The sequence below is a fragment of the Amycolatopsis sp. NPDC001319 genome, assembly GCF_042896185.1.
Taxonomy (GTDB): domain Bacteria; phylum Actinomycetota; class Actinomycetes; order Mycobacteriales; family Pseudonocardiaceae; genus Amycolatopsis.
This window is the reverse complement of record NZ_JBIAWY010000010.1, coordinates 77,686-93,111: the sequence shown is the minus strand read 5'-3', so window position 1 is coordinate 93,111 and position 15,426 is coordinate 77,686. Positions and strand designations below refer to the sequence as shown.

Sequence of the window (15,426 nt, the reverse complement as noted above, 5' to 3'; positions counted from 1 at the left end):
GGGTCGCTCGCGCTCGGGCTGCGAGCGGCGGTTTTCGGCGTGCGTGTCGCGAACCTGCCAGCGTTCGGCGCTGCGGGCGGGGACGATGGGCTCGTGTCAGTCTTCCGAAAGCAGTTGCGCCAGGACGGCGGCCTGGCTGATGTCCAGGGCGCGGCTCGCGGTGAGCAGCGTGAGCGGGCCTTGCGCGGCGCGGGCGCGCAGGTCGGCGAGGGCGTCGGCGGCCGGGCCGGGGGCGGTGAGCTCAGCGCGGTAGCGGCGGGTGAACTCGGCGAACCGGGCGGGGTCGTGGGCGTACCACTTGCGCAGCTCGGTGGTCGGGGCGACGGCCTTGCACCAGTCGTCCAGCGCGGCCTTCGCCTTGGCCAAGCCGCGCGGCCACACGCGGTCGACGAGGACGCGGGCGCCATCGTCGGGGCCGGCCGGGTCGTAGACACGTGCGATGCGGACCATCGGGGCATTGTCGCTCATCGGCTCGCGCCGCACAGCGTTGTCCGGCCCAGCACTGTCCGACCCGGCACTGTCCGGCCCGGTGTTGCCCGGCCCCGCCTTACCGGGCGCACCGTTGTCCGGAACAGCTCTATCGGGCACGGCGTTGGCCAGCCCAGCCGTACCGGGTGCGGCGTTGTCGGGCCCAGCACTACCGTGCACAGCGTTGCCCGGCCCAGCCTCATCGGGCGCCGCGTTGTCCGGCAGAGCGTTGTCCGGCCCAGCCGTACCGTGCGCAGCGTTGTCGGGCCGAGCCGTACCGGGTGCGGCGTTGCCCGGCCCAGCACCGTCGGGTGCGGCCAAGTCGGGCGCAGCGCTGTCCGGCGCAGCGGAGCCGGCCGTGGCTAGCGGGCCCGAGCGCAACCGGGTGACGCCGCTGGGCGAGATCGTCGCGATTCCGCTGCGCGGCGCGTGGACGGGTAACCGCGGGATCCTCCACTCCGGACACCAGATCGTGCGCACCCACGCGAGCAACCTGTGGATCACCTGCCGGCTCGAGTTCCGCGGCCGGTGGCGCGAGCAGTGGCTACCGCGCCGCTACACGCACCTGTACTTCCACGACGAGGCCGTGTCGTTCGCCGCCGGCCACCGGCCGTGCGGGGAGTGCCGGCGCGCGGACTACCTGCGGTACCGCGACGGCTGGGCCGAGGCGCTGAACGTCGCGCCGCCGTCCGCGCGGGCCATGAACGGCCGGCTGCACACCGAACGCCTCGACGGCCGCCGGCGCCGGCTCCACGAGCTGCCGTGGACCGAACTGCCCGACGGAGTGTTCGTCCTGCGCGACGACGGGCCCGCCCTGGTCGTGGACGGCGGCCTGACCTCCTGGACGACCTCCGGCTACGGCCCCCGCCACCCCCTGCCCCGCCGCGGAACGGCGCAGGTCATCACGCCGCCCGCGACCGTCGCCGTCCTCCGCACCGGCTATCCGGTCGAGATCTCCGCCACCGCGCAATGGCACTGAGTGCACTTATCAGTCCGACTCCGGGAACGCCGCACCGAGCCGGGCCATGACCTCCGGCAACGGCGTCGCCGTACTCAGCACCGCGACCACCGTCGTCTCGGCGTTCACCGGCCGGAAAGCCTCCCCCACCAGGGCGAACGCCCGCGCCGCGCTCGCCGCGATGTCGTCCTTGCCGCCGCTGCGCAGCCACCGCCGCAGCACGTGGTTGTTGGCCGCCGCGATCGCCGCCGCCGCGACGGCCGCCCGCAGGCTCGCCGTGGCGTCACCCTGCTCGGCGAACCGCGTCTGCAGGTACCGCGCGAGCACGCGCTGATACCGGTCGACGGTCGCGACTTCCTTGTCCCGCAACGAAGCCACCGTCCGCGTGAGCGTGAACCGCTTCAGCGACACGTCGAGATCCGCGGCGTAGTAGTCGAGCACCAGGCTCACCGTCGAACACGCCACCTCGACCGGGTCGCGTGCCGGATCGGCGCGTTCGAACGCCTGCTCCATCTCCGTGACGATCTCGTCGTGGTTGGCGAACAGCACGTCGTCCTTGGTGTCGAAATACCGGAAGAACGTGCGTCGCCCGACCCCCGCCGCGGCGGCGATCTCGTCGACGGTCGTCGCCTCGTACCCGTTGGCCACGAACAGGTCCACGGCCGCCGACGACAGCGCCCGGCGCAGCTGCCGTCGGCCGGCGGGCGTCGCCCCGACCCGGGTGGCCGGCGCGCGGCGCTGCGATTCCGTCATGCCCGAAGACGGTAGCAGGCCGTCTTGCTAGTGGCACTGAGTGCCGTTAGACTCATGGTCGGACCTCGGACCCCTGTGACCACTCCCCACGACCGGAAGGCGTCGACGATGACCCTCGACCAGCAGCTCCAGCCGACCGAGCTCGTGCCGGCCGAGCACGCCCACGAGCGGTTCGACGCCTACTACGGCCGCCTCTTCGGCTGGTCGGTGCGCTGGCAGGGCAGCCGGCTGTTCCTCGCGCTCGAGAACGGCCTGTGCGCCGTGACCCTGCCGAAGCTCGCCGCCGGCCCGGTGCTGCGCCACCTCGCCGACACCGGTTGCCGGGGCCCCGTCCTCGTCCTGCCGACGCAGCACGGCCCGCGCGTCGCCATCCTCGCGGAGACCGACGGCCTGGTCCCGCCCCGCACCACCCTGCCCGCCGACGTCGACCTCCTCGACTGCGGCGCCCTCGTCCCCCTGCCGATCGGCCCGCAGGTCCCGGGCGTCTCGACGGAGTGGCTCGCCGCCCCCGACCCGCGGCAGCGCTGGCTGCCGAGCCTCAGCGCGGTGCTGGCCGGAGTCCGCGTCCGGCACTGATCGCGTCCGGGTAGCTGTTCGCGCCCGGTCAAAGAGTGACAGGTAACGCACAAGTCCTGTGCGGATGCGAACACCTCGTGCGGGGAAAACGTCAGCGGCTGACCGCGAGCTGTCCGCCGAGGATCGCCGCGGCCTGGTCCACGAGGTCGTCCACGCCGGCGACGAGCGTCTCTATCTCGGCCCACCGGCGGCGGTCGCGGTCGGCGTCGGGCGCCAGCGCCGTGTCGACGAGCAGCAGAAGCGTGTCGATCTCGTAGGCGAGGTCGGCGAGCTTCAGGAACGGCACGTGGTCCGGCGGCGACCCGGCCGCCGCGCGGGCGCACGCGGCGTGCCCCATCGAACGGCAGACGGCCTGCAGCCTGGCCCGGATCTCCTCCTTGCGAGCCCCCGCCCGCGGGACGCCGGTGCGGATGTTCCAGGCCACCGAAAGAAGGCAGCGGCCGGCGTCGTCGAGGGAGGTGTTCATCACCGGGCGAGTCTGGTCCAGACGCGGGGGTGGCGCGCCCGCTCAGCCGTTCGACACGCGAAGGCCACCGGATCGGGTGAACAGCCTCGTGGTTTCACCGGTTTCTCCGCGTTCGACACCACGTCCTGCCCGAGTTCGCCGCATGGCTCGCCCGCGATTCTGACGTCCTTTGTGGACGCTACCGGCCGGCGGCCACCGGGCCGCGATTCGCCGCGGCCGCCAGGCTCGTGAGCATCATGTGCACCCACAACGTGTGCTCGGCCGTCTTCTCGATCGCGTGGCTGTCGTTCGGCTCGGCGACGAGGAAACCGCTCGGCACCCAGCTGCCGTCGGCGCGCTGGGAGTCGAGGTACCAGCGGGCCATGCGCAGCACGTGCTTGAGGTGCTCGCCGGCCGGGTCGATCTCGGCGGCCATCGCGGAGCCCCAGCCGAACTTGCAGATCTGCATCGACTCCCAGTGGTTGTACTGCGCCTCGGTGCCGGATGCGGACAGCCGCAGCATGCCGGTGGCGATCTCGCGCGCCCGCTCGTCGCGCGTGACCACCAGCCGCGTCGACTTCCGCCAGTCGCGCCAGGCGTTCTACAACCCCGGCATCAGCGCCGCGTCCTCATCCGCTACTACACACGAGGACGGGCAGGTGTACGCGTCGCTGAACGTCTCGATGCACTCCACCCGGCGGTCGAAGGAAGAGATGCGCGCGCAGTTGCTCGAACCGCTGCGCCGCACCGCCGGCGAGATCGAGGCGGACCTGCGGGCCATCGCGCGGCGGCGCCAGTCGTTCGGCGTCGGGGACGAGGACGGGGCCTGACCTGGCCGTCCTCGGCCGGATGTGACCCGGGTCCCTCGATCGGTGTCACCGAGTGGTGCGAAGTTACCATCGGGTCATGGATGACTTCGCGGTCCAGCTGAAGCGGAGGGGACTGCGGAACACAGCCCAGCGCCGGGCGGTGCTCGGTGCCGTTCGCGACCACCCGCACACCACGGCGGCCGAGATCGCGGCGGCCGTCGAGGCCGGTACGGGCGGGCTGTCGCGGCAAGGGCTCTACAACGTGCTGGACGACCTGGTCGGCGTCGGCCTGCTGCGCACGCTCGAACCGGCCGGCTCGCCCGCGCGCTTCGAGCTCGACCGGCACGACAACCACCACCACCTGGTGTGCCGCGCGTGTGGCCGGATCGAGGACGTGCCGTGGGCCGTCGGCTCGGCGCCGTGCCTGCACCCGTCGTCGGCGCCGGGGTTCACGATCGACGAGGCCGAGGTCACGTGGTGGGGCCTGTGCGCCGAGTGTGCGGCGAAGGCTTAGCGCTCCTCGGCGTCAGTCCTGTTCGGGGTGCGGCTCGGGAGTCGCGGTCGCCGTCTCGCGAATTGTGGTGTCGGGAGTCGCCGTCTCGTCCACGGTCAGGGTAAGCAGGCGGATCATCGCCTCCACCGGCAGCTTGCTCTCGTCGGCGTGATCGAGAAACGACAACACGCGCAACCCCTCCGGAGTGAGCGCCGAGGTGTCGTCGCCGATCTGCGCGCTCGCCGCTTCCAGGGTGCCGAGGCCGGCGTTGTGGTGGGCGTCGCGGACGGCGTTGCGCAGCACGGCGAGTTCGGCCGGGGACGGCCCGCGTTTCTCTTCGCGCAGCCGTTGGACGATTCGCACCACCTGAGGTGACCTCGCCGCCACGGACTGGCGAGCCGCGAACGACGCCACCATCCGCGGGGTGGAGCGCGTTTCCTGCGGGGAAGCCGGGATCACGGGTGCGGCGGCGCCTTCCACTCGCAGGCTGTCGAGCGCCGCGGCCCGGCGTTGTTCGCTTTCGCGCAGGCGCGCGAGCGGATCTTTACGCCGGGACGCCGCGAATGTTCGAGCTTCATCACGCGCGCGCTGCCCGGCCTCGGTGACGCGCGGGCGTCGCCGGCCCGTGCCCTCGGCCGCGGCCTGGCGGCGGTTGTTCTCGAACCACGCCTCGAACGACTGCCCGCGCCGCGGCGGCTCGTGGACCTCGGTCATCGCGGCCTGCGCCGCGTCGTTGAACCAGCCCTCCAGCCGCGAGCGCAGGAAGCCACCGGGACGTTCGCCGGACTGGCGAGGGCGCTGGCGGGTGCCGTCGGGCAGGGTGCTGAGCGCGATCAGCAGCGCGTCGGGGCAGTAGCCGCTGCTGTACCAGAACTCGAGCTGGCGCTCGACGTCCTCGCGCTCCTCACGCGTCAGCGTCTCCGTGACCCAGCCCATGCGCCGGAACAGGACCCCGGTCGCCTGCGCACGTTCGTGCTCGTCGCTCGGGATCACCGTCGACGGCCAAGCGCGGTCCGACATCCGCACCATCCGACACCTCCTGCCCCGACGGTACGGCGCCCGCGTTCGCGCCCGTCACCCGACACGCCGCCACCGTGTTGGCCGCCACGATCACCGCGATCGCGGTGCAGGCGAGGGTGTCGAGCCGCTGGTGGAGCACCACTTCGCCGACCAGCGCGGCCAGCACCGGGTTCACGCTCATGAAGACCCCGAAGAACCGCGTCGGGACCCGGCGCAGCGCGAGCAGGTCGGCGAGGAACGGCAGCGCGGAAGACAGCACCCCCGCGGCGAGCGCGGCGCCGAGTGCGGCCGGTGTGGGGCGGTGGTGGAAAAACACCACGATTCCCACGGGCAGGTACAGCAGCCCGGAGACGCCCGCCGCCGCGGCTGAGCCCTGCACGCCCGGCAGACGGCGGCCGACGGTGCGGTTGAGCAGGATGTAGCAGGCCCAGCAGGCAGCGGCGGCCAGCGCGAGCGCGACGCCGAGGTAGTCGGTGCTGGGGCGCGGCCGCGTGAGGATTCCGACAGCCGCGGCGGCCGCGAACGCACAGATCAGGTCCGTCCGGCGACGCGAACCGGCCAGCGCGACGGTGAGCGGGCCGAGGAACTCCAGCGTCACGGCCAGTCCGAGCCCGATCCGGTCGACGGCGGAGTAGAGCGACAGGTTCATCGTCGCGAACACCGCCGCGAGCCCGAGGACCGGGCGCCACTGGCGGGCGGTGAACGACCGTAGCCGCGGCCGTCCCACGGCGAGCAGCACCACGGCGGCCACCCACTGGCGCACGGCCACCACGCCGGCGGGCCCGAGCACGGGAAACGCCAGCGCCGCGGTGGCCGCGCCGAGCTGGTTCGCGGTCGCGCCGCCGACCATCAACGCCACGCCGGCGCGCTTGTCCTGGGTCATGGCGCCGAGCCTGCGACACGGCCGTGCATGCGCAAAATGCATTCATCGCGCCACGCATACGCTGGAGTCATGGATCTGGAGCTGCGGCACCTGCGGTGCCTGGTGGCGATCGTGGACACGGGAACGTTCACGGACGCGGCGATCGAGCTCGGAGTTTCCCAAGCCGCCGTGTCGCGCACCCTCATTTCGTTGGAATCCGCACTCGGCGTGCGACTTCTCCACCGCACGAGCCGCAGCGTCACCCCGACGACGGCCGGCGTGCAGGTGCTCGCCCGCGCCCGCCACCTGCTGGCCGAGGCCGAAGACCTCGTGCGCGAGGCCACGACGGGACACACCCGGCTGCGCCTCGGCCACGCCTGGTCCGCGATGGGCCGGCACACGGCCGAGTTCCAGCGCCGCTGGGCGGATCGGCACCCCGACGTCGAGCTCCTGCTGGTCCGCACCAACACCGCGACCGGCGGGCTGGCCGAGGGACTGTGCGACCTCGCCGTGGTGCGCACCGCAGTGGACACCCGCAAGTACGCGCACGCGACCGTCGGCCACGAGGCGCGCTACTGCGCCATGGCCGCCGACGACCCGCTGGCGCGCCGCCGCACCGTCACGCTCGCCGATCTCAGCCGGCGCGTCCTGGTGATCGACCGCCGCACCGGCACCACGACCACCGACCTGTGGCCGGAAGCCGAGCGCCCGCGCGTGGAGCCCACCCACGAGATCGACGACTGGCTGGCCGCCATCGCCACCGGCCGCTGCGTCGGCGTCACGCCGCACTCCACCGTGACCCAGTACCGCCGCGACGGCATCGCTTATCGCCGCGTGCGCGACGCGGACCCCGTTCCGGTGCGGCTGATCTGGCACGGCCGAGACCCGCATCCGGCCACACACGCCGCGGTGGCGCTGCTGAGCGAGCTCTACCGGGCCCGTTGAAACCACCACAGTGGACGGTCACCCCTTCGGGCGTAAGGACCGCACAGGGGCAGACATCCCCGGCTGCACGGGGGATGCTCCATTTCGGACAATCGCGAACAGGAGGGGCGTTTCATGAGAAATCTCCGCTTCCGGGCCGCCCTGCTGGCGGCGCCGCTGGTGGCCGCGAGCCTGTTCGCCGCACCGGCCCCGGCGTCCGCGGCGCCCGCCGTCACCGATCTCGACTGCGGGTTCTTCGCGTGCAGCTGGGTGTTCAGCAAGAGCGCCACGAAACTGATCTCCGAGGGCGCGCCCGCGATCCGCGTCTGCAAGAACATCCCGACGCCGGGCAACCTCGCGTGCGGCGTCGCGATCGCGGCGCTGGTCGTGACCGCGAAGAAGGCCCGCAGCGAGGGCAAGTGCGCGAAGATCACCTGGACCAAGACGCCGGCGCCGCCCCTGGGCACGTGGTGGCCGTCGGTCGAGGGTGGCAAGCGCTGCAAGTAGGTTCCCTCCGGCCGTCGGGGTGTCGAGCACCCGCCGGCCGGGGAGGTGCGGGGCCGTCCCGTCCACTGTGGACGCGTGGGCGGCCCCGCGAAACATTTCCGGGGGCCGGCGAGGTCGTTCGCCGGGCGAATTATCACCGTTGACGCCGTCGCGCGAAGTCGGTCATGATGTGGTGGTACACCACCCAACCGAGGAGTGACGAGAATGTTCGGCGGCGAAGAGCGCATGGCCTGTCCGGGGTGCTTCGGCATCGCGGGCGATGCCCGGCGCCTGCCTTACGCTGCCGAGACACCAGGCTCCACGCCGTGACGCACCCAGATGTGCGTCGCAGCAGGGAGCCGCCCGTCGGGAGACCGATCAGGGCGGCTTTTTCGTTCTCCGTGACTATTTCGTGACATTTCCGGCCTCGATTTCCGATCCCCTTTCCGACCACGTGCCCGAACGGCCAGGGAACCGCCTGCAAAGCGGGTCAAACCGGTTCGACTCCGGTCGCGGTCTCCACCCGAGCGAAATCCGAAAAGGAGGTGCCCGTCGCCATGGGTGTCCTGGTCCTCAACGCCGGCTACGAGCCCCTGCACACCGTCTCCGTCCCCCACGCGATCCGCATGCTCGTGCGCCACGTCGCGGTCGTCCACGAGAGCGACGGCGCCGACCTGGGCATCTTCCCGCGCCCGAAGGTCGTGCGGCTGCTGCGCTACGTGGTGATGAAGTGGCGATATTCCGGCCCGCCCCGGTGGTCGCGCCGCGGCGTGCTCCAGCGCGACGGCTACACGTGCGCGTACTGCGGCCGCCACGCCACCACGGTCGACCACATCGTCCCGACGTCACGCGGCGGTGAGCGCACCAGCTGGCTCAACACCGTCGCCGCGTGCGGCGGCACCGCGCGCAGCTGCAACGCCCGCAAGGCCGACCGCACCCTCGCCGAGACCGGCCTGACGCTGCGGATCACCCCGCACGTGCCCACGTGGGACCAGCTGCACCTGCTGCGCTGACCGTCCACATGCGACACCTGTGCGCGACGCCCGGGCGGCGCTAGGCTGGCTCCATGAAGGGGCTGCTCCTGCGCCTCTCGGCCGTCGACTCCGACGCCGAGGCCGCGGTACGGGTGATCGCGTACTTCGACGAGCTCGTCACCCACCGCGCCACAACCGCCGACCTGGTCCGCGCCACGGCCGCCCTGGCCGAATGCGTCGCCGGCCTCCAACGCGGCGGCGAACCGGCGCTGCGCTTCCGTCCCGACGGAAGCCGTGCGGCTGGTGCGGGGCCGGGTGGGGTCGCGACTCTGTCTGGCAGGCTTGCGCGCGAGGGCGGGCCGCCGGCCGAACCGCTGGGCGGGGAACCTGGCCTCGGCGACGCGCGTGATGGCACCCGCGCGACCGGCACAGCGCCTCGTGCAACGGCCGGCCCCGGTGAAGTCACGTCCGACGGCGCGGTCCTGGCAGATCCACCTCCGGTGACGACCGGCTTCGGGTCCGGCAACGACACCCCCACCCCGGCGAGAAGCCTCGGCGGGGTGGGAGCCTCCCACGCCGAGGCAACCAACCACGGGGATGCGCACGACGACAACACCCGCACCGAAACACGCACCCCGGCGAACGGCCCGCGCGGCCTGGACCCGGCAGCACCCCGCGTCGTGCTGACTGATCTTGGGGATGCGCGCGACGACAACGCCCCGGCAGAAACACGTACCTCGGCGAGCGGCCTGCGCGGCGAGGCCCTGGCAGCGCAGGCCGCCGAGGCAACCAACCTCGCGGATGCGCACGAAGGCAACACCCGCGCCGAAGCACGCACCTCGGCGAGGGGCTCGCGCGACGAGGCCCGGGCAGCGTCACACGGCGAGGCAACCAACCACGGGGATGCGCGCGACGATAACACCCGCACCTCGGCGAGTGGCCTGGTCCCGGCAGCACCCCGCGTCGTGGCGACTGATCTTGGCGGTGAGGGCGCGGGCCGGGTGTGGCTCGAGCGGGACGGGGAGCCGGGGCCGCTCGACGATCTTGTGCTGGAGCGGTTCGCCATCGCCGCGCGGGTGCTGGGACCTGCGCCGCAGGGTGCGCCGCCGCATCTGGCGGATCCGGCGTTGGTGGAGCTGGTGCTGGGCGAGCGGGCGGCGGAGGAGGACCGGGTGCGGGCGCTTGTGCTGCTGGGGCTGGACGTCGGGCGGCCGTTGCGAGTGGTCGCCGTCGGGACGGAGGACGGGCGTGACCCGGGCGCGGCGGCGGTCGCGCTGGTTGCCCGTGGAGGCACGGCGCTGGGGGCGCGCGTCGCGGTGGTCGGGGAGGTCGCGGCGGTGTTGGTGCAGCCGCGGGAGGGGCCGGGCACGGTGGTGAGGTTGTTGGAAAACGCACTTTCTCTGCGCGCTCGCGAACGTGGGTCGTCCGGAAATGTGCGGGTGGGCGTGGGCGACGCCGCCTCCGGGCTCGACGCGCGGCGGTCCTGGCTGCAGGCGCGGCTGGCCGAGCGTTTCGCCGTGCCCGCGACGGAGCCGCTCGTGGTCCACGAGAACCTCGGGTCGCTCACCCTGCTGGCCGAGATCCCCGCCGACCACCTGCGCGCCCAGCCCGACGTCCGCGCCCTCGACGCCCTCGCGCCCCCGGACCTCGAGGCGCTCGAAGCCTTCTGCCGCACCGGTTCCCTGCGCCAGGCGGCCGTCGCGCTGCACCGCCACCACAGCTCGGTCGCCACCCGCCTCGCCCACGTGGAGGACGCCCTCGGCTGGCCACTGGACGACCCCGCGAGCCGCTTCCGCACCCGCCTCGCCCTGCTGGCCCGCCGACTGGCCCACCGCACCTGACCGGCCACGCTGGCTCACCCGCTTGCGCAGCGATTGGCCCACCGCACCTGACCCGGCCCGCCGTCCCGCCCTTTCGGCACCCCGCAGCCGACCACCTTGCACTGCCGGCAAGCCGCCTCGCGCACCGCACCAGACCCGCCACGTCGGCCGCCCTTCTGGCACACCACAACCGACTGGCTGCGGCCAACTCGCCCTGCGGGCACGCCGTCTCACGCACCACACCTGACCCGCAGTGACCGCTGGGCCCACTGGCACGGCGATTGGCACACCACACCTGAACCTCCGCGGCCGATCGGCGTCCCGGCACACCGCCTCGCCCACTGCACCAGACCCGCCGCAGGCACCTCGCCTCGCCGGCACACGGCGCCTGGTCCGCCGCAGCTGGCTCGCCGTGCTGGCACGGCGCCGCATCCGCCGCAGCCGATCGGCCGCGGGCTCACTCCTCTTCCGCGGCGATTGGCCCACCGCACTTGACCCCGGCCCCGTGCTGGCCCACCGCACCTGACCGGCCGAGACCGGCGCCCGAAACCAAGCCGTGCAACGAAAACGCGGCGCCCAGGTCATCACCCGGGCGCCGCGTCATCGGTACAGTCGTCAGGTCAGTTCCACGCCCAGCGCCCGCGCCAGGACGGCGCGGGATTCGGCGGCCTCGCGGCGGGTGATGGTCGCGTGGCGGACCAGGGCGGAGCCGTGGAAGGTGCCGGGGAACAGGTGCAGTTCGGTGGTCACGCCGGCGGCCAGCAGGGCTTGCGCGTAGGCGATGCCCTCGTCGCGCAGGGGGTCGAACTCCATGACGGAGATGTACGCCGGCGGCAGGCCCGCCAGGTCGGTCGCGCGGGAGGGGGCGGCGTAGACGGGCACGCCGTCGGTGCCGCGGACGCCCGGGCCGAGGTAGCAGTCCCAGCTGAGTTCGGCGTTGGGGAGGTTCCACAGTGGAGTGTCGTCGAAGCGGCGCATGCTGGGCGTCTGCAGGCGGTCGTCGACCTCCGGGACGCCGAGGAACTGGAACGCGATGGCCGGCCCGCCGCGGTCGCGCGCCAGCAGGGCGAGCGCGGCGCACAGGCCGCCGCCCGCGCTGACGCCGTGGATGACCACGCGCTCGGGGTCGATGCCGAGCTCGTCCGCGTGCTTGACCGACCACACGAGTGCTGCGTAGCAGTCCTCGAGGCCCGCCGGGTACGGCGCCTCGGGCGCGAGCCGGTAGTCCACCGAGACCACGACCACCCCGAGGTCCCGCGCGAGCTCGACCACGCCCGCGTGATCGGTGTCGACGTCGCCGACGATGAAGCCGCCGCCGTGGACGTTGAACAACAGCGCGGGCGAAGCGATGTTGTCCGGTGTGTAAATCCGAACAGCCACATCAGGCGCACCCTCGGGGCCGGGCACGGTGGTGTCGCGCACGGTCACGCCGGTCTCGTCGACGTCGCCGACCAGCTCGGCCGTCATCTCCTTCATCTTTTCCCGCGCCGACACCAGGTCCCGCAGATCGCCGGTGTCGGGGATCATCGGGAGAGCGGCGGCGATCTCGGGATCGAACGCGTAGTCCATACGGGCCTCCAGGAGTGCGGGTGCCGTCCATCCTCCCGGTTCTCACCCGCCTCCTTCATCCGCCAACCGTCGCCGACCCACAGCGCCGAGCCCGCCACACGGCGGAGGGCAGCCGAGGCGCCGGGAAACGGCCGCGCCCACGCCTGTGAAATCGGCGATCTCCAGCCCGAGCGAACCGCGCCCCGTCGCGCAAGACCGGCCCAACCGGGCGTCCGCGTAGCTGCCCGGCGGCGCCGGAACGCTGCTGCGACCACGCCCGTGAGGTCGGCGATCTCCAGCCCGAGCAAACCCGCACCCCCGCGCAAGACCAGCCCGACCGCAACATCCGCGCCGCCGACCAGCGGGGCCGGGCCCGCCACGCGGCGGAGGTCAGCCCACGTGACGGAACACCGCTGCGCCCGCACCCCGTCGCGCAAGACCAGCCCGACCAGAACGTCCACGCCGCCGACCAGCGGGGCCGGGCCCGCCACGCGGCGGAGGTCAGCCCAGGTGCCGGAACACCGCCGTCGCCACTGCGGCGTCCGCCGCGCCGACGCCGGTGAGGTCGGCGATGGTCAGGCCGGTGCGGTCTGGCACCCCGTCGCGCAGGATGAGGCCGGCGGGGACGTCCGCGTCGGTGGCGGCGGTGCCGGCGCGGACGGCGGTGCCGAAGTCGCCGTGGGCGAGGCATTGTGCGTGGTCGTCGGTCGCGATGGTGGTGGCGTGCGTGAACAGGCCGGGCGGGAGTTCGGCTTTGCCGGGCAGGTCGGTGCCGATGCCGGTCACGTGGGCGGCGGTGAAGGCCTCCGCCGGAGCCACCGGGGTGGTCGACGCCGTCGCGGTGATCACGCACGGTGTGGCCGCGGCTTCCTCCGCCGTCGCGGGCACGGCGGTCAGGCCGGCTTCGCCCAGCTCGGCGCACAGCTTGCGGACGGCCTCGGGGCGCCGGCCACACACCCGCACGCGGGTCAGCGGCCGCAGGTCCGCGAGCCACTCGACCTGCAGCCGCGCCTGCAGGCCCGTGCCGAAGACGGCCACCTCGTCGACGTCCGGCGGGGTCAGCGCGTGGGTGATCAGGGCGCCGGCGGCGGCCGTGCGCCACGCTGTGAGCCAGCCCTCGTCCGCGAGGATCGCGGCGGGCACGCCGGTCAAGGCGTCGAACACGAGCATCAGGCCGCTGTTGGTCGGCAGGCCGCGCTCGGCGTTGCGGTAGAAGCCCGACGCCACCTTCACCCCGAAGTGCGACGCGCCGTCGAGATAACCGGCCTTCACGTGGCAGTCACCCTCGGCCTCGGGGAACCACATCGCGATCGGGGCGGGCATCTGCGCGCGGCCCTCGGCGTGCGCGATCAACGCGCCGCGCACGGCGTCGAACACCAGCCCCCGCGTCGCCACGGCCTCGATCTCGGGCAGCCCCACCACGTCCGGCGTCATCGTCGCTCCTCCAGGAACTCCGCCCACGCGGCCAGCCCTTCGTCCGGACCACGACGGCCCACGCCGACGCGGAACCGGTCGTCCGGCGTCGCCGTGAGGTCGGATCGGTAGATGCTCGCCGGGAGCAGCAGCACGCCGCGCTGCTCGACGAGCTCGGTGCACATCGCCTCGACACCGTCGGCGCCGAGGTACCGCGGAAAGCACACGCAGCCACCCTGCGGAGGTGCCCAATCGAACAGATCTTGGTAATTCTCGAAAAACGCTTCGAACTTCGGCACGTTCTCCGCGATCACCGCTCGGTTGCGCGCCAGGATCGCGTCCCGCGCGCGCAGCCCGATCAACGCGAGCACCTCGCTCGGCGCGGAGTTGCAGATCGACGTGTAGTGCTTGGCCCGTTCGAGCCGATGCAGGATTTCCGGGTCGCGGCAGGCGATCCAGCCCACGCGCAGGCCCGGCAGCCCGTAGGCCTTGGACATCACGTTGAGCGAAAGCGCCGACGCGGACAGGTCGGCGGCCTGCGGCAGCGTCGCCGCCGGGTCGGACTCCAGCCCGCGGTAGACCTCGTCGCTGAACAGCAGCACGCCGCGTTCCTCGCACAGCCGCACGAGCCGCGTCCAGGTCGCAAGGTCCGGCACGGCGCCGGTCGGGTTGTTCGGGAAGTTCACCGACACCAGGCGCGTGGTGGGCCGCAGCTGCCGCTCGATCTCGTCGACGTCGAGCGCCCAGCCGTCCTCGGGCCGCAGCGCGACGCCGGACACCTCGCCGATCGAGAGCGGGATCGTCTCGGCCGCCTGGTAGTTCGGCGTGATCACCACGCTGTGGTCGCCCGGTTCGAGCAACGTCCGCATGGCCAGGTAGAGGCCTTCTTCGGCGCCGGCGAAGCACAGCACGTGCTCGGGTCCGACGCCCGTGTAGGTCGCGGCGATCTCCTCGCGCAGCGCGGGCAGGCCGTAGGTCTCGGTGTAGCCCAGCGCGAGAGTCTCCCAGCGCTCGCGGCCGTCGTCGTCGGCCAGCGCCAGCAGTTCCGCGACGGTCATCGTCTGCACGTCGGACGCCGTGAGGTGGTGGCGGGCGGTGAACTCCCAGCGGGAGAAGTACGCCTCCAGGCGGAAGTCAGGAAGCGTCGGCATCGGGCTCCTTGCGCATCTCGGCGAGCAGTTGGTAGGTGGCTGAACGGGAGATGCGCAACGCGCGGGCGACCACGGGCACGGATCGGCGTTGCGCGAACACGCCGGCGCCGTCCAGACGTGCGAGAAGCACCAAACGCTGTTCGCGAGTCAACATCTCGGCCGGGGTCGCGTGATCGCGAACGAACTCGCCCACCACGTCGTTGAGCGTCTCGGTCCAGTCGCGCTCGAACAACGCCTGGGGCTGACCGGTCACCGGAGCCGCGAACCCGGACAACAGCTGCGCGGCCTGGTCGAACGCGGTGCGGTCGACGTTCACGCACAACACCACCTCGGCGTTGCCGTGTTCGTCTCTCACCACGGCGCTCACACTCGACAGCCGCCGCCCGTCGGGCAGCGACTTCGGGTACGGGCCGTAGACGTCCTTCCCGGCCGGGCGCAGGCCGTCGAGCTCGCCCAGCAACGACGGATCCCCGGGTTCCCGACCCGAGAACGCGTTCCAGATGCCGAGCACACAGTCCGTGCGCGGGTCGTGCAGCACCACCTCCGCGTGCGGCGAAAGCAGGCGCACGATCGCCTCGCACACCGGCGCCCAGCGCGCCGTCCTCCCATCCATGGCTCTGGACACTACATCCAGCGTGGACGAAGAGTCCAGCCGCCCACTGTACCGAACCGTACACTTCGTTCTGTACGATCCAGTACAGACAGTCAGGCAGCCGAAGGAAGGAA

General features: G+C 72.7%; 18 protein-coding genes and 1 tRNA gene. 9 read left to right on the top strand and 10 right to left on the bottom strand.

Features of this window, described 5'->3' with window-relative positions; all coding sequences use genetic code 11:
* Positions 1-96: 96 nt before the first annotated feature.
* Positions 97-450, bottom strand: coding sequence for a DUF488 domain-containing protein (locus ACFY1H_RS33750; RefSeq protein WP_386953204.1), 354 nt, complete (start codon positions 448-450; stop codon positions 97-99).
* Between the two features lie 376 nt (positions 451-826).
* Here ACFY1H_RS33750 and ACFY1H_RS33745 point away from each other — a divergent pair, with 376 nt between their 5' ends.
* Complete coding sequence (locus ACFY1H_RS33745) at positions 827-1,447, top strand: hypothetical protein (protein ID WP_386953201.1); 621 nt, start codon at positions 827-829, stop codon at positions 1,445-1,447.
* 9 nt (positions 1,448-1,456) lie between these two features.
* Here ACFY1H_RS33745 and ACFY1H_RS33740 read toward each other — a convergent pair whose 3' ends face one another.
* Positions 1,457-2,179 (bottom strand): TetR family transcriptional regulator, encoded by a 723-nt coding sequence (locus ACFY1H_RS33740; RefSeq protein ID WP_366586809.1) that lies wholly within the window; start codon positions 2,177-2,179, stop codon positions 1,457-1,459.
* Positions 2,180-2,287: 108 nt separating this feature from the next.
* Here ACFY1H_RS33740 and ACFY1H_RS33735 point away from each other — a divergent pair, with 108 nt between their 5' ends.
* A complete protein-coding gene (locus ACFY1H_RS33735; protein WP_366586811.1) occupies positions 2,288-2,755 on the top strand; it encodes a hypothetical protein in 468 nt (155 codons plus the stop codon).
* A 91-nt stretch (positions 2,756-2,846) separates the two neighbouring features.
* Here the strand turns inward: ACFY1H_RS33735 and ACFY1H_RS33730 are convergent, their stop codons facing one another.
* Both ACFY1H_RS33730 and ACFY1H_RS33725 read right to left on the bottom strand, forming a co-directional pair.
* Entirely contained in the window at positions 2,847-3,221 is a 375-nt protein-coding gene (locus tag ACFY1H_RS33730; RefSeq protein ID WP_366586813.1) for a hypothetical protein, read from the bottom strand.
* 178 nt (positions 3,222-3,399) lie between these two features.
* Complete coding sequence (locus ACFY1H_RS33725) at positions 3,400-3,765, bottom strand: hypothetical protein (protein WP_386953197.1); 366 nt, start codon at positions 3,763-3,765, stop codon at positions 3,400-3,402.
* On the opposite strand from ACFY1H_RS33725, the gene ACFY1H_RS33720 reads away from it, so the two are divergent.
* Positions 3,758-4,030 carry a hypothetical protein gene (locus ACFY1H_RS33720; protein WP_366586819.1) on the top strand — a complete coding sequence of 91 codons (273 nt, stop codon included), beginning with the start codon at positions 3,758-3,760 and terminating at the stop codon, positions 4,028-4,030. The genes ACFY1H_RS33725 and ACFY1H_RS33720 overlap by 8 nt on opposite strands.
* Positions 4,031-4,106: 76 nt before the next feature.
* A complete protein-coding gene (locus tag ACFY1H_RS33715; RefSeq protein ID WP_386953194.1) occupies positions 4,107-4,523 on the top strand; it encodes a Fur family transcriptional regulator in 417 nt (138 codons plus the stop codon).
* Positions 4,524-4,535: 12 nt separating this feature from the next.
* On the opposite strand, the gene ACFY1H_RS33710 is transcribed toward ACFY1H_RS33715, so the two are convergent.
* Positions 4,536-5,438, bottom strand: a complete 903-nt coding sequence (locus tag ACFY1H_RS33710) for a hypothetical protein (RefSeq protein WP_386953191.1) — start codon at positions 5,436-5,438, stop codon at positions 4,536-4,538.
* Positions 5,407-6,405 (bottom strand): DMT family transporter, encoded by a 999-nt coding sequence (locus ACFY1H_RS33705; protein WP_386953188.1) that lies wholly within the window; start codon positions 6,403-6,405, stop codon positions 5,407-5,409. The genes ACFY1H_RS33710 and ACFY1H_RS33705 overlap by 32 nt, the downstream gene beginning before the upstream one ends.
* Before the next feature lie 69 nt (positions 6,406-6,474).
* Here ACFY1H_RS33705 and ACFY1H_RS33700 point away from each other — a divergent pair, with 69 nt between their 5' ends.
* The 5 genes from ACFY1H_RS33700 (at position 6,475) to ACFY1H_RS33680 (ending at position 10,609) form a co-directional block, all read left to right on the top strand.
* Positions 6,475-7,329: a LysR family transcriptional regulator gene (locus tag ACFY1H_RS33700; RefSeq protein WP_366586829.1), complete on the top strand. Its 855-nt coding sequence runs from the start codon at positions 6,475-6,477 to the stop codon at positions 7,327-7,329.
* A 114-nt stretch (positions 7,330-7,443) separates the two neighbouring features.
* Complete coding sequence (locus tag ACFY1H_RS33695) at positions 7,444-7,815, top strand: hypothetical protein (protein ID WP_366586832.1); 372 nt, start codon at positions 7,444-7,446, stop codon at positions 7,813-7,815.
* A 427-nt stretch (positions 7,816-8,242) separates the two neighbouring features.
* Positions 8,243-8,316 (top strand) — tRNA-Cys (locus tag ACFY1H_RS33690).
* 35 nt (positions 8,317-8,351) lie between these two features.
* Entirely contained in the window at positions 8,352-8,807 is a 456-nt protein-coding gene (locus tag ACFY1H_RS33685; RefSeq protein ID WP_386953185.1) for an HNH endonuclease, read from the top strand.
* Between the two features lie 53 nt (positions 8,808-8,860).
* Positions 8,861-10,609: a PucR family transcriptional regulator gene (locus ACFY1H_RS33680; RefSeq protein ID WP_386953183.1), complete on the top strand. Its 1,749-nt coding sequence runs from the start codon at positions 8,861-8,863 to the stop codon at positions 10,607-10,609.
* A gap of 594 nt (positions 10,610-11,203) precedes the next feature.
* On the opposite strand, the gene ACFY1H_RS33675 is transcribed toward ACFY1H_RS33680, so the two are convergent.
* From ACFY1H_RS33675 to ACFY1H_RS33660, 4 genes are all read right to left on the bottom strand, one after another.
* On the bottom strand, positions 11,204-12,157 hold the full coding sequence (locus ACFY1H_RS33675) for an alpha/beta hydrolase (RefSeq protein ID WP_366586839.1): 954 nt from the start codon (positions 12,155-12,157) through the stop codon (positions 11,204-11,206).
* A 480-nt stretch (positions 12,158-12,637) separates the two neighbouring features.
* Positions 12,638-13,570 carry an ornithine cyclodeaminase family protein gene (locus ACFY1H_RS33670; RefSeq protein ID WP_386953179.1) on the bottom strand — a complete coding sequence of 311 codons (933 nt, stop codon included), beginning with the start codon at positions 13,568-13,570 and terminating at the stop codon, positions 12,638-12,640.
* Entirely contained in the window at positions 13,567-14,700 is a 1,134-nt protein-coding gene (locus ACFY1H_RS33665) for an aminotransferase class I/II-fold pyridoxal phosphate-dependent enzyme (protein WP_386953177.1), read from the bottom strand. The genes ACFY1H_RS33670 and ACFY1H_RS33665 overlap by 4 nt, the downstream gene beginning before the upstream one ends.
* A complete protein-coding gene (locus ACFY1H_RS33660; protein ID WP_366586846.1) occupies positions 14,684-15,313 on the bottom strand; it encodes a PAS domain-containing protein in 630 nt (209 codons plus the stop codon). The genes ACFY1H_RS33665 and ACFY1H_RS33660 overlap by 17 nt, the downstream gene beginning before the upstream one ends.
* Between the last annotated feature and the right edge of the window lie 113 nt (positions 15,314-15,426).